Origin of the sequence: Pseudomonas sp. BF-R-01, assembly GCF_019946615.1 — a bacterium.
In the GTDB taxonomy this organism is placed as follows: domain Bacteria; phylum Pseudomonadota; class Gammaproteobacteria; order Pseudomonadales; family Pseudomonadaceae; genus Aquipseudomonas; species Aquipseudomonas migulae.
In genome coordinates this window covers 18,839-30,996 of record NZ_JAGYFX010000020.1, presented here as the reverse complement: position 1 = coordinate 30,996, position 12,158 = coordinate 18,839, and the positions used below count along the sequence as shown (strand labels likewise).

Here is a 12,158-nt window from a genome sequence, read left to right as displayed (position 1 = left end):
CGCTGATGCCCCAACGCACCGACTACCCGCACTTCCAGCCCATCACTACGCGCTGGCACGACAACGATGCCTACGGTCACGTCAACAACGTCACCTACTACAGTTTCTTCGACACGGCGGTGAACACCTACCTGATCGAAGTCGGCGGCCTGGATATTCATGACGGCGAAGTCGTGGGTTTTGTGGTGAGTTCGGCTTGCGATTATTTTGCTTCAATCGCTTTCCCCGACCGGATCGAGATCGGTTTGCGCGTGGGTAAGTTGGGCAACAGCTCGGTGCAATACGAATTGGCGGTGTTCAAGGTCGGTGAAGACGAAGCCTGCGCCGCGGGGCGTTTCGTGCATGTGTTTGTGGATCGGGTGTCGAATCAGCCCGTGGCGATTCCTGCCGGGTTGCGCGGTGCGCTGGAGCGATTGGCGGTTTGAGGGGCAAAAAAAATCGCAGCCCTTGGGCTGCGATTTTTTTGATCTACCGGTAAACGAGGCGATTCAAGCCTCAGTCGTGATAGCGATGTTTGTGCTTGCGGTGGCCATAAGCATGGCCGCGGCCCGGATGGTCATCCCGGTAATAGCGACGATCACCATGACCGCGATAGGAACGACGATCATCGTCATCATCATCGCTTTTGTTGCCCATGTAGTTACCCAGCGCGCCACCGGCGCCGCCGCCTGCTGCGGAGCCGATCAGGCTGCCGGTGGTGCCGCCCATGCTGCGGCCGACCACGTTACCGCCTGCTGCGCCCAACGCACCGCCAATGGCCGCTTCGCCACGGCTGCGTTTGTCTGCGCCGACTGCGCTACCACCCGCGCCGCCCAGGGCCGCGCCAATGGTTGAACCTGTGTTGCCGCCTAGCGATTGACCGACGACCGAGCCCAAAACCCCGCCCAATGCGCCGCCCACACCTGCTTCGGTGGTGCCTCCGGCAGAAGCGAAGCCACTGACCAGGCCAAGGGACAACAAGAGAATCGAGGAGAACTTCATTTGAGGAACCTCAAGGGGATGACGGCGCGATCCTGAGGCTGTGTCGTAAGGCTGACAATCGAAATCCGACGAGTAACACGACTTCAGCACATTTCTATAAGTTACTGTTTTTTAGCTGGAACTTAAGTGTTTTTCGCCGGTCTTTAGTTACTTCGGAATGGCCGTTTTTGTGAAAAAACGGCCTTTTTTGTGGGCGATTGGAAAGTAATCGGGCGGTGCGGATACAGGTGTAGTCGTGTCGGATGCCTTCGCGGGCAAGCCTCGCTCCTACAGGTTTTGCCGTGACCGTGAGATCACTACTGATCTGTAGGAGCGAGGCTTGCCCGCGAAGAGGCCAGACCTGCTGCCGCGTTACGCAGACTTCGCCAAAATCAACCCGATTTCACTCGCCGCTTCCAACCGGATCGCCACAAACTTCGACGTCGGCGTATGGCTGCCATCCCCAGTGCTCTCCAGCGGCACCAGCGGATTCACTTCCGGGTAGTACGCCGCCGCTTGCCCCGCAGGAATATCAAACGCCAGCAGTGTGAAGCCTTTCACCCGACGCTCACGACCATCGTCCCAGATCGAAACGATGTCAGCCTTCTGCCCCGGTTTGAACCCCAGTCGAATAATATCCGCCTCGTTCACAAACAACACATCACGCTGACCTTTCACGCCGCGATAACGGTCGTCGAGGCCATAAATGGTGGTGTTGTACTGATCGTGGGAACGCATCGACTGCATGATCAGGTCCGGCAACACGCCTGTGGAGCGCGTGCGCTCGTGCACCAGGTCCTTGGGCAGGACGTTCGCACGGAAATTCGCCCGGCCCGACGCGGTGTTCCAGCGACGGGAACCGGCACTGTTGCCGAGGTAGAAGCCGCCCGGATTCTTGATCTTCTCGTTGAAGTCCTTGAAGCCCGGAATCGTATCGGCAATCAGGTCACGGATGCGCGAGTAATCGGCCACCAGCCAGTTCCAGTCCACCGGTTTGCTGCCCAGGGTCGCGGCGGCGATACCGGCGATGATCGCAGGCTCGGAGCGCATCTGGTTCGACAGCGCCTGCAACTGGCCGTTGGAGGCGTGGACCATGCTGAACGAATCTTCCACGGTCACCGCTTGCGGGCCTTCGGTCTGGATATCGATGTCGGTGCGGCCCAGGCACGGCAGGATCAGTGCTTCCTTGCCGTGAGCCAAATGGCTGCGGTTGAGCTTGGTGCTGATCTGTACGGTCAGGTCGCAGTTGCTCAGAGCCTGGAAGGTGCGCGTGCTGTCCGGAGTGGCCTGGGCGAAGTTACCGCCCAGAGCGATGAACACTTTTGCACGACCTTCGGCCATGGCATGAATCGCCTCGACCACGTTGTGGCCGTTTTCGCGCGGCACTTTGAACTGGAAGCGACGTTCCAGGGAGTCGAGGAACGCCACCGGCGGACGCTCGTTGATGCCCATCGTGCGGTCGCCCTGCACGTTACTGTGGCCACGCACCGGGCACAGGCCGGCACCGGGGCGGCCAATGTTGCCACGCAGCAGCATCAGGTTGGCGATTTCCTGGATGGTCGCAACCGAATGGCGATGTTGGGTGATACCCATCGCCCAGCACATGATCACGTTCTTGCCTTTGGCATACATGCGCGCTGCTTGCTCGATTTCCACGAGCGTCAGGCCGGACTGCTCGACGATCTGCTCCCACGGCGTATCGTCGACGGTACCCAGGTACTCCAGCACGTTGACACTGTGTTCATTGAGGAAGTCGTGGTCGAACACGGCAGGCTCACCGGCTTTCTGCGCGTCGCGCTCCCATTGCAGCAGGAATTTCGCCATGCCGCGCAGTACCGCCATGTCGCCGCCCAAGGCCGGACGGAAATAGGCGGTGTTGGTCGGTTTGTCGCCGTTGGTGAGCATTTCGATCGGGTGTTGCGGGTGCTGGAAACGTTCCAGGCCGCGTTCTTTGAGCGGATTGATGCACACCACTTGCGCGCCACGCTTCACGGCTTCACGCAGCGGCTCGAGCATCCGTGGGTGGTTGGTGCCGGGGTTCTGGCCCCAGACGAAAATCGCGTCGGCGTGTTCGAAGTCGTCGAAGGTCACGGTGCCTTTACCGACGCCAACGCTCTGCGCCAACGCGACACCGCTGGCCTCGTGGCACATGTTCGAACAGTCGGGGAAATTATTGGTGCCATAGGCGCGCACGAACAACTGATAGAGAAACGCCGCTTCGTTGCTGGCACGTCCCGAGGTGTAGAACTCGGCTTGGTCCGGGCTCGACAAACCGCGCAGATGTTTGGCGATCAGGGTGAAGGCGTCATCCCAGCTGATCGGTTGGTAGCGATCGGTTTCGGCGTTGTAGCGCATCGGCTCGGTCAGGCGCCCCTGATATTCAAGCCAGTAATCGCTTTGTTCCAGCAGCGAGGTGACGCTGTGTTTGGCGAAGAATGCCGGGTTGACGGCCCGTTTGGTCGCTTCCCAGTTCACCGCTTTGGCGCCGTTCTCGCAGAACATCACCATGCCCTTTTCCGGCGAATCGCCCCAGGCACAACCCGGGCAGTCGAAGCCGCCATTTTGGTTGGTCTTGAGCATGATGCGCAGGTTTTTCAGCGCGTTGTCGCTGGTCAACCAGGCCTGGGCGACGCTGATCAGTGCGCCCCAGCCACCGGCTGGGCCCTTGTAGGGCTTGTAGCGGGGGACGGGTTTCTGGTCGGCTTGACGGTGTTGACTCACGCTTGATTCTCCAAAGCCGGGCTGTAGACCCGCGGCGCATTCTTCTGTGGCAGATGGATAAGGTTCAGGTTGTGACGACGGGCCCATTGCACGGCAAGGCCCGTGGGCGACGACAGGCTGACCAGGGTCTGGATGCCTGCGCGCAGTACTTTCTGGATCAATTCGAGGCTGCAACGACTGGTGACAATCGCCAGGCCGCCAGTGGTCGGGATCTTTTGCCGGATCAGCCCGCCAATCAGCTTGTCGAGTGCGTTGTGCCGGCCAATGTCCTCGCGGCCCAGCAGCAATTCGCCATGAGCGTTCATGAACACCGCCGCATGCACCGCGCCGCAATGCTGGCCGAGCGGCTGGAACGCGCCGATACGCTGGCGCAAACCGTCGAGCCATTCGGCGGGCGGCAATGGCGCACCGGGCAACACTTTGAGGTCCGGCAAGGCTTGTTCGACCGCTTCCACGCCACAGAGCCCGCAGCCGCTGGTGCCGGCCAGTTGCCGACGTTGCTGCTTGAGGTTCCAGAAGGCGCGGTTGGCGATGGTCACTTGCGCGTACTGCGCCGACCCTGAACCGCTCAGTTGCAGGTCATAAATGTCGGAGGCGTCTTCGATGATGCCGCTACCGAGGCTGAAGCCGACGATGAAGTCTTCCAGGTCCGTCGGCGTCACGAGCATCACTGCCTGACTGATACCGTTATAGGCAATCGCCAACGCAACTTCCTCGGCGAGCGCGGTGCTGGCCGATTCGGTGTATTGAAAATCGCTGTAACTGTACGTTTGGCTGGCGGCGGGCGCGGGCGTTTCGAGGGCTGGCGCCGCGCAAACAGGACGCTTGGCGTTCATGGGGGCATCACCGACGGTTTAGTCAGCTTTAAGCCTATGCGCGACAAGTTGTCGCGTCTAATCGCTATTACTGATCTGCCGATAGATGGCGTCGATCAAGAGCCTGCCATTGATTGTTGGTAGATCGCGAAACAGGCCTCCGCCAACGCCGAGCGCGGTGCGCTGCGCCGCATGATCAGCCCCAGCCGGCCGAGGGTCTGGGCGTTTTCGATCGGTTGCAGGCGCAGATGGTCTGTCAGGTTTTCCAGGCCGCCTTCGAGCGGCATCACGGCGCAACACAACCCGCCATGAACAGCTTGTAACAGTTGATGCACGGCATCGGTTTGCAACAACGGCTGCGGAGTAAGGCCGCGGCTGTGGAAATTGTGGTCGATGGACTGGCGGAAATGCATGCCGCTGGTGAGCATGCCCAGCGGCAGTTCGATCAGCGACTCCCAGCTCAGCGGCGCCTCGCCGAACGTGAAGAAGCGCTGGTCGTAGAGCAGGCCCATGCGGGTTTCGCTGAACGCCAGGGAATCGAAACGTTCGGCGTCCAGACGCTCCAGGTACGACACGCCAAGATCCAGGCGATTGTTCGCCAGTTGTTCGAGGATCTGCTCGGAGCTCAGCGCCGAGAGTTCGAAGCGCAGGTTCGGGTGTTCGCCGTGCAAGCGTTGCAGCAGCGGCAGCGGGTCGAAACTCGACAACGGCACCACGCCCAGACGCAACGTACCGACCAGGTTGCCGCGACAGGCGGCGGCTTCGGCCTGCAAGCCGTCGTAGGCCGCGAGCACCGTGCGCGCCCACGCCAGCACCCGCTCGCCCGGCGCGGTGAAGCCTTCGAAGCGCTGGCCACGGTTGACCAACGGTAACTCGAGTTCTTCTTCAAGGCTGCGCAAGCGCATGGACAGGGTCGGCTGAGTGACGTGACAACGTGCAGCGGCCTGACCGAAATGCCGGGTTTCGTCGAGGGCGATGAGGAATTTCAGCTGCTTGATGTCCATCTTCGCTCCAGGGCGCGGGAAGGTCGGGATTCTAGCGCCTGGGGGCAAGCGGCGTCATTGGTCGGGTAGGAACCGGGTGTTGCAACCTTGGTCTAGGCTTTTGCGTCTGGAACCAAAAACCAAGGAGAGTGCACCATGAGTATTTTTAGCTTTGTGAAGGAAGCAGGCGAAAAGCTTATCGATTTGCTGACGCCGGGTAACGCCAATGCCAGCGAGCAGTTGAAGGAACACATCAGCAAGGTCGGCCTGGGCAATCCGAATGTGCAGGCGACGGTAGAGGGCGACAAAGTCACGGTGACCGGTGAGGTGGCGAGCCAGGAAGAGAAAGAAAAAATCCTGCTGGCCGTGGGCAATATCGCCGGTGTCGGTAGCGTGGATGATCAGATTGCGGTGACCGGGCCTGCGGTCGTCGCCGCGAAATTTGTCACGGTTGTGAAGGGCGACACCCTTAGCGCGATTTCATTGCGCGTGTATGGCGATGCCAACAAGTATCAAAAAATCTTTGAGGCCAACAAGCCGATGCTCAAGGATGTGAACAAGATTTATCCGGGGCAGTCGTTGCGGATTCCTGAGTAAGGTTTAAGACCGCGTTATGGCCTTCGCGGGCAAGCCTCGCTCCTACAGGTTATCGCCTCGTTCACGAACGACGCCTAACCTGTAGGAGCGAGGCTTGCCCGCGAAAGGCGCGACTCGGTCTAAAGCCCCGCTATCAGCTCCCGATAATCAACCACCGCCGCAAACTCCGCCGTGTCCTTCGGCCCCTTGCGGCTGTCCGGCTCCTTCACCGCCAACAAATGCGCGACCCCAAAATCCCGCGCACTGCGCAGGATCGACAACGTATCGTCGATAAACAGGCTGCGCGCCGGATCAAAACCGATATCCGCCTGCAATGCCTGCCAGAATTGCGGATTCTCTTTGGGAAAACCGTAATCATGCGAGCTGATCAACCGCTCGAAATACGGCGCCAGTTCAATTCGTTCCAGTTTCAGTGACAGCGAATCCCGGTGTGCATTGGTGATCATCACCACCCGCTTGCCGGCCTGCTTGATCGCCTCCAGAAACGTATCCGCGTCCGGGCGCAACGCGATCAGGTGCGCGGTTTCAAGTTTCAGCTCGCGCACCGGCAGCTTCAGTTCGGCGCTCCAGAAATCCAGGCAATACCACTGCAACTGGCCGGCATGGCGTTCAAACAGCGGCTGCAATTCCATCTCGGCCATGGCCCGGCTCACCCCGTGCAATTCGGCGTAACGCTGGGGCAAGTGTTCCAGCCAGAAATGGTTGTCGAAGTGCAGGTCCAGCAGCGTGCCGTCCATATCGAGCAGAACGGTGTCGATGTCTCGCCAGGGCAGCAGGGACATAAAAAACTTCTCCAGCGGTAAAAGAGATATCCGAGGTCAACAATCAGGATAGGCCGGGTATAGTAACGCGTTCACGCCAAGGAGCTTTTCATGCGCCAGAAACCCACCATCCTCGCCCGCGAGATCGTCGCCACCAGCCGCTTGTTCTGCGTCGAAGAGCTGAAATTGCGCTTTTCCAATGGCGTGGAGCGCACCTATGAGCGACTGGTCGGCAAAGGCGCCGGGTATGGCGCGGTGATGATCGTGGCGATGCTCGACGCAGATCACGCGGTGCTGGTCGAGGAATATTGCGGCGGCACCGATGAATACGAGATGTCGCTGCCCAAAGGCTTGATCGAGCCGGGTGAAGACGTGCTGGCGGCGGCCGAGCGTGAGCTCAAGGAAGAAGCCGGGTATGGCGCGCGACAACTGGAACACCTGACCGAGCTGTCCTTGTCGCCGGGTTACATGAGCCAGAAGATTCAGGTGGTGCTGGCCACCGATCTGTACGAAGAACGGCTTGAAGGCGACGAGCCTGAACCGATGCGCGTGGACAAGATCAACCTGCGAGAGTTGTCGGCCCTGGCCCAGAACCCGAAATTCACCGAGGGCCGTGCCTTGGCGGCGCTGTACCTGACCCGAGATTTGCTGACCCAGCGCGGAGTGTTCCTGCCATGATTTTCCCTCATCCATTGATGGCGCCGGTGATTGAACTGGCATTGAAGGCTGGCGACGCGATCCTGCCGTTCTGGCGCACCGGCACGACCGTGACCGCCAAGGCCGACGATTCACCGGTCACCGCTGCCGACCTGGCCGCTCATCATCTGATTCTGGCCGGGCTGACCGCGCTGGACCCGAGCATCCCGGTGTTGTCTGAAGAAGACGCCAACATTCCGCAGAGCGTGCGTGCCGGCTGGCAGCGCTGGTGGCTGGTCGATCCGTTGGACGGCACCAAGGAGTTCATCTCCGGCAGCGAAGAATTTACCGTCAACATTGCGTTGATCGAGCAGGGGCGCGTGGTGTTTGGCGTGGTGTCGATGCCGACCAATGGGCGTTTCTACGTCGGTGGTGCCGGTCTGGGCGCGTGGCGTGGTGATAAGGACGCCGAGCCGCTGCCGATTCAGGTTCGCACCGTGCCCGCCCCGGGCGAGGCCTTCACGGTCGTCGCCAGCCGTCGGCATTCGAGCCCTGAGCAAGAGCGCTTGCTCGCCGGGTTGAGCGACAGCTTGGGTGAGCTGCAACTGGCCAATATCGGCAGTTCGCTGAAGTTTTGTTTGTTGGCGGAAGGGGCGGCGGATTGTTACCCGCGTCTGGCGCCGACTTCGCAGTGGGATACGGCGGCGGCCCAGGGTGTGCTGGAAGGGGCGGGCGGTGAAGTGCTGGAGTTGAGTGGCGTGCCGTTCAGCTATCCGGCGCGGGAGTCTTTGCGGAACGCGTTTTTCCTGGCGCTGCCTGCAAAGGCTGCCTGGCGTGAAAAGTTGCTGGAACTGGCACGCGGCTAAGACCTTTCTTTGTGGGAGCGAGACCGGCTTGCCGGCGATGGCGGCGGGTCAGGCAACTACGATGTTGGCTGGACGGCCGCCATCGCGAGCAGGCTCGCTCCCACAGGTTTTGTGGCGTTCCGGTTTACCGGTGCAGGACGTACTGCCCGGCAAACCTCACGGCGTCTTCATCGCTATCGGCATTCACAATCCGCGAATGCAGCGTCAACCGCGCTCTTCCATAGCGCTGATACATCGCCAGAAACTTCTTCCACACCGCCGCACTCGGCGCCTGGCAAATCGCGGTCGCGTCCATGGTCACCGGCAGCGGATAGCTGATTTGCCCTTCGTGAATCACGATGTGCCCGTCTTCAATGCCTTCTTCGCGCAAACGCAAATGCAGCCAGCCCCAACCCGCCAGCACCGCGCCGCAGTACAGGCTGCCGCCGAACATGGTGCTCTTGTGATTGACGTTGGCTTCCAGCGGCAAGTGCAGGCGCAGTTGCTGGTCGTGCCAGTCGAGCACTTTGATGCCCATGGCTTGCGTCAGGGGAATGTCGCGGTGGAGGACTGATTCCAGGTGACGACTGTCGCGGTTCATGACGGGGCCTTTTGTTTGAAGAGGACGGTTTGACGGTCGATCAATCGAGTTCGTCGCTCGGGTGGTGGTCGGCGAAATTCAGTCCGTGCTTGCGCAGTTTGTCGTGCAAGGTTTTGCGCGGAATGCCGAGGGCTTCGGCGAGGCTGCGCACCGAGCTGTGAGAGCGCGCCAGTTCGGCGGCAATCAGTGTTTTCTCGAAGTTTTCCACCTGCTCGCTCAAGCCACCGCTGACCGCTTCAACCGTTGTGCCCGCCGTGCCATCCGGCGCGTTGTTGTCCAGCGCCAGTTCGAGGCCCAGGGCAAAACGCTCGGCGGCGTTTTGCAACTCCCGCACGTTGCCCGGCCAGGTGTGACGCAGCAGCAGCGCCCGTTGCCCCGGTTGCAGTTCGTGGGGTGGCAAGCCATGGCGAGCACTGGCTTCATCGGCGAAGTGCTGGAACAGCATCAGCGCATCTTCACCGCGTTCGCGCAGCGGCGGAATGCGCAGCGGGGCGACGTTCAGGCGGTAATACAAGTCGGCGCGGAAGCGGCCCTGGTCGGCGGCCTGGCGCAGGTCTTCCTTGGTCGCGGCGATGATGCGGATGTCCAGCGGGATCAACTGATTGCCGCCCAGACGCTCGACTACACGTTCTTGCAGCAAGCGCAGTAATTTCACCTGCACATCCAGGCTCATGCTTTCGATTTCATCGAGGAAAACCGTGCCGCCGCTGGCGAATTCGAACTTGCCGATACGGCGCTTCTGCGCACCGGTAAACGCGCCCGGCTCGTGACCGAACAACTCGCTTTCCACCACGGATTCGGCCAGAGCCCCGGCGTTGATCGCCACGAACGGGCCGTTACGCCGGTTCGACAAATCGTGCAGCGCCCGCGCCACGACTTCTTTGCCGGCGCCGGTTTCGCCGAGGATCAGCACATCGGCCTTGGTCGCCGCCAGTGCGCCGATCTGCTCGCGTAGACGCAGCATTGGTGCCGATTGCCCGACCAGTCTTGTGCTCAGTTCATTGCGGTCGCTGAGGGCCAGACGCAAGCTGCGGTTGTCCAGCACCAGTCGACGCAGGGCCAACGCGCGGCGCACGCTGTCGAGCAAGGCGTCGCTGGCGAAGGGTTTTTCCAGAAAGTCGTAAGCGCCAGCGCGCATGGCTTGCACCGCCAGCGGCACGTCACCGTGACCGGTGATCAGCAGCACCGGCAGTTCCGGGTCCTGGGCGTGCAGTTCAGTCAGCAGTTCGAGACCGTCCATGCCGGGCATGCGGATATCGCTGACCACCACGCCCGGCCAGTCGCGTTCCAGTTGCCCGGCCAGGCCCTTGGCTTCGGCCAGCGGCAGGATTTTCAGGCCGGCCAGATCCAGCGTCTGGCTCAGGGCCTGGCGCAGATGGGGATCATCGTCGATCAGCACGACCTGGATGCGGTTGTCGATGGTCATGCACTTCGGTCCTCGGACGGTTGCAGGCTCACGCCCGGTGCGCCTGCGCGCAGTTTCAGGGTAATCAGGGCGCCGCCTTCCTTGTGGTTGGCGAACGACAGTTCACCGCCGAAGGCGCGCATCAGGGTTTCGCAAATCGCCAGCCCCAGACCGAGCCCCTGGGTGCGGGTCTTGGTGGTGTAGAAGGGCTCGCTGGCGCGGCCAAGAGCTTCCATGCAAAAGCCGGGGCCGTTGTCGCGAATGTACAGATTGACGCCGTCGGCGGTGGATTGGGCACTCAACCAGAGTTTACGCGGCGGGCCTTTTTCCGTCAGCGCGTCCAGTGCGTTGGCCAGCAGGTTGCCGAGCACCTGGCGCAGACGGGTTTCCCCGGCCTCGACCCACAGCGTGGCGGCGGGCAAATCGCGGATCAGCTCGACTTCCATGCTCCGTCGACGCTTGGCCAACAGCGCCAGCGCGTCGTCGAGCGCCGGTTGCAACGCAACGCTTTCCGGCGCGTGGCGATCACGACGGGCAAAGGCGCGCAGGTGCGCGATGATCGAAGCCATGCGGCCGGTCAGTTCGCTGATCAGTTTGAGGTTGCCGCGCGCATCGTCGGTGCGCTGATGATCGAGCAGCACTTCGGCGTTTTCCGCGTAGCTGCGGATGGCGGCCAGCGGTTGATTCAGTTCATGGCTGATGCTTGCCGACATGGTCCCGAGCGCCGACAACTTGCCGGCCTGCACCAGGTCATCCTGGGCGCGTACCAGTTCCTGCTGGGCGTGTTCGCGCTCCAGCACTTCCTGTTTCAGTCGGCGGTTCAGGCCTTCGAGGTCGCTGGTTCGTTCAGCGACCCGGCCTTCCAGTTCGCGCCGGGCCTTGGCTTCGAAGGCGATCCGTTCGAGGTAGTGACGGCGCCGTTGCATCATCAGGCCGAGCAGCAGCATCAACACCAGCAGCGTCGCGCCGCCGATGGCGACCACCGTGCGCACCGGGCGATCAATCAAAGTGCGCGGTGCAAGAATGCTGACGCTCCAGCCGGTTTCGTCGATCTGCCGGGTCTGGGTCAGCCAGGCGTCAGGATTGAGATTCAACGGTTTCGGGTCGCGGGTCGGATAGGGTTGAATCGCGGTGATTGCCTCGCGCTCGCCCTCGCCCAGTGGCCGGGTCGCGCGGAATCGCCATTCTGGCCGCGAGGTGAGGATGACCACGCCGTTGTGGTCGGTGACCAGCAGTTGTTCCGGGGTTTTGCCCCAAAGGCTTTCGGTGTGGTCCAGGTCGACCTTGACCACCAACACGCCGAGGATTTTTTCGCCGTCACGCACGGCCGCCGCAAAGAAGTAACCGCGTTTGGCCGAGGTGGTGCCCAGCCCGAAAAACCGCCCGAGACGCCCGGCCATGGCTTCGCTGAAGTAGGGGCGAAACGAAAAATTCCGGCCGACGAAGCTGTCGTGTTTGTCCCAGTTGGACGCCGCAAGGGTCTTGCCGGTGGTGTCCATCAGGTACATGACTTCGGCACCGGTCTGCGCGCTGATGTTCTTCAGCAGGCGGTTGGCATTGCCTTGGGTCACACCGTCGTCGGGGGCCCCGAGCGTGGCGCGCAGGGCCGGCAGGTCGCCGAGGATCTGCGGCAGCACTTCATAGCGGTGCAGGGTGCCCAGCAGGTTGGCGACGTACAGGTCGAGGGTCTGCCGGTTCTGCCCGGCCAGTTCGCTGCGGTAATAACGCTCGGCCAGATGCTCCAGCGGCCACAGCAACGGCGCCAGGCACAGCGCCAGCAGGGCGAGGCTACGCCAACGGGGTCTGCGGGGGAGGGTCGGAGTCATGAGCATCA

Annotated in this window: 12 protein-coding genes; 4 read left to right on the top strand and 8 right to left on the bottom strand. The window is 61.6% G+C overall.

Annotated features, from left to right (window positions below; all coding sequences use genetic code 11):
- Nucleotides 1-5 precede the first annotated feature (5 nt).
- On the top strand, nt 6-425 hold the full coding sequence (locus KGB27_RS10365; RefSeq protein WP_223554278.1) for an acyl-CoA thioesterase: 420 nt from the start codon (nt 6-8) through the stop codon (nt 423-425).
- A gap of 70 nt (nt 426-495) precedes the next feature.
- On the opposite strand, the gene KGB27_RS10360 is transcribed toward KGB27_RS10365, so the two are convergent.
- The 4 genes from KGB27_RS10360 to KGB27_RS10345 all read right to left on the bottom strand — a co-directional run bounded on the left by KGB27_RS10360 (nt 496) and on the right by KGB27_RS10345 (nt 5,500).
- Nucleotides 496-981, bottom strand: a complete 486-nt coding sequence (locus tag KGB27_RS10360) for a glycine zipper domain-containing protein (protein WP_008025043.1) — start codon at nt 979-981, stop codon at nt 496-498.
- Between the two features lie 351 nt (nt 982-1,332).
- On the bottom strand, nt 1,333-3,681 hold the full coding sequence (locus tag KGB27_RS10355; RefSeq protein ID WP_223416026.1) for an FdhF/YdeP family oxidoreductase: 2,349 nt from the start codon (nt 3,679-3,681) through the stop codon (nt 1,333-1,335).
- Entirely contained in the window at nt 3,678-4,517 is an 840-nt protein-coding gene (fdhD, locus tag KGB27_RS10350; protein ID WP_192417229.1) for a formate dehydrogenase accessory sulfurtransferase FdhD, read from the bottom strand. Before fdhD ends, KGB27_RS10355 begins: the two co-directional genes overlap by 4 nt.
- A gap of 95 nt (nt 4,518-4,612) precedes the next feature.
- Nucleotides 4,613-5,500, bottom strand: a complete 888-nt coding sequence (locus tag KGB27_RS10345; RefSeq protein ID WP_223554276.1) for a LysR family transcriptional regulator — start codon at nt 5,498-5,500, stop codon at nt 4,613-4,615.
- A gap of 135 nt (nt 5,501-5,635) precedes the next feature.
- Between KGB27_RS10345 and lysM the strand changes: the two genes are divergently transcribed.
- A complete protein-coding gene (gene lysM, locus KGB27_RS10335) occupies nt 5,636-6,076 on the top strand; it encodes a peptidoglycan-binding protein LysM (RefSeq protein WP_223481566.1) in 441 nt (146 codons plus the stop codon).
- Nucleotides 6,077-6,195: 119 nt separating this feature from the next.
- Here the strand turns inward: lysM and yrfG are convergent, their stop codons facing one another.
- Nucleotides 6,196-6,858 (bottom strand): GMP/IMP nucleotidase, encoded by a 663-nt coding sequence (yrfG, locus tag KGB27_RS10330; RefSeq protein WP_008040118.1) that lies wholly within the window; start codon nt 6,856-6,858, stop codon nt 6,196-6,198.
- Nucleotides 6,859-6,948: 90 nt separating this feature from the next.
- On the opposite strand from yrfG, the gene nudE reads away from it, so the two are divergent.
- Both nudE and cysQ read left to right on the top strand, forming a co-directional pair.
- Nucleotides 6,949-7,515, top strand: coding sequence for an ADP compounds hydrolase NudE (gene nudE, locus KGB27_RS10325; protein ID WP_008040117.1), 567 nt, complete (start codon nt 6,949-6,951; stop codon nt 7,513-7,515).
- Entirely contained in the window at nt 7,512-8,339 is an 828-nt protein-coding gene (gene cysQ, locus KGB27_RS10320) for a 3'(2'),5'-bisphosphate nucleotidase CysQ (protein ID WP_008040116.1), read from the top strand. Before nudE ends, cysQ begins: the two co-directional genes overlap by 4 nt.
- Before the next feature lie 124 nt (nt 8,340-8,463).
- On the opposite strand, the gene KGB27_RS10315 is transcribed toward cysQ, so the two are convergent.
- The 3 genes from KGB27_RS10315 to KGB27_RS10305 are packed head-to-tail and all read right to left on the bottom strand — an operon-like array spanning nt 8,464 to nt 12,150.
- Nucleotides 8,464-8,919 (bottom strand): thioesterase domain-containing protein, encoded by a 456-nt coding sequence (locus KGB27_RS10315; protein ID WP_192417225.1) that lies wholly within the window; start codon nt 8,917-8,919, stop codon nt 8,464-8,466.
- Between the two features lie 40 nt (nt 8,920-8,959).
- On the bottom strand, nt 8,960-10,345 hold the full coding sequence (locus tag KGB27_RS10310; protein ID WP_207285595.1) for a sigma-54-dependent transcriptional regulator: 1,386 nt from the start codon (nt 10,343-10,345) through the stop codon (nt 8,960-8,962).
- Nucleotides 10,342-12,150: an ATP-binding protein gene (locus KGB27_RS10305; RefSeq protein WP_032832528.1), complete on the bottom strand. Its 1,809-nt coding sequence runs from the start codon at nt 12,148-12,150 to the stop codon at nt 10,342-10,344. The genes KGB27_RS10310 and KGB27_RS10305 overlap by 4 nt, the downstream gene beginning before the upstream one ends.
- Between the last annotated feature and the right edge of the window lie 8 nt (nt 12,151-12,158).

Excerpts from the sequence above, each read along its gene's own strand:
- KGB27_RS10365 (WP_223554278.1), top strand. The coding sequence starts at position 6 with ATGCCCCAACGCACCGACTACCCGCACTTCCAGCCCATCACTACGCGC.
- KGB27_RS10360 (WP_008025043.1), bottom strand. The coding sequence starts at position 981 with ATGAAGTTCTCCTCGATTCTCTTGTTGTCCCTTGGCCTGGTCAGTGGC.
- fdhD (WP_192417229.1), bottom strand. The coding sequence starts at position 4,517 with ATGAACGCCAAGCGTCCTGTTTGCGCGGCGCCAGCCCTCGAAACGCCC.
- KGB27_RS10345 (WP_223554276.1), bottom strand. The coding sequence starts at position 5,500 with ATGGACATCAAGCAGCTGAAATTCCTCATCGCCCTCGACGAAACCCGG.
- lysM (WP_223481566.1), top strand. The coding sequence starts at position 5,636 with ATGAGTATTTTTAGCTTTGTGAAGGAAGCAGGCGAAAAGCTTATCGAT.
- yrfG (WP_008040118.1), bottom strand. The coding sequence starts at position 6,858 with ATGTCCCTGCTGCCCTGGCGAGACATCGACACCGTTCTGCTCGATATG.
- nudE (WP_008040117.1), top strand. The coding sequence starts at position 6,949 with ATGCGCCAGAAACCCACCATCCTCGCCCGCGAGATCGTCGCCACCAGC.
- cysQ (WP_008040116.1), top strand. The coding sequence starts at position 7,512 with ATGATTTTCCCTCATCCATTGATGGCGCCGGTGATTGAACTGGCATTG.
- KGB27_RS10315 (WP_192417225.1), bottom strand. The coding sequence starts at position 8,919 with ATGAACCGCGACAGTCGTCACCTGGAATCAGTCCTCCACCGCGACATT.
- KGB27_RS10310 (WP_207285595.1), bottom strand. The coding sequence starts at position 10,345 with ATGACCATCGACAACCGCATCCAGGTCGTGCTGATCGACGATGATCCC.
- KGB27_RS10305 (WP_032832528.1), bottom strand. The coding sequence starts at position 12,150 with ATGACTCCGACCCTCCCCCGCAGACCCCGTTGGCGTAGCCTCGCCCTG.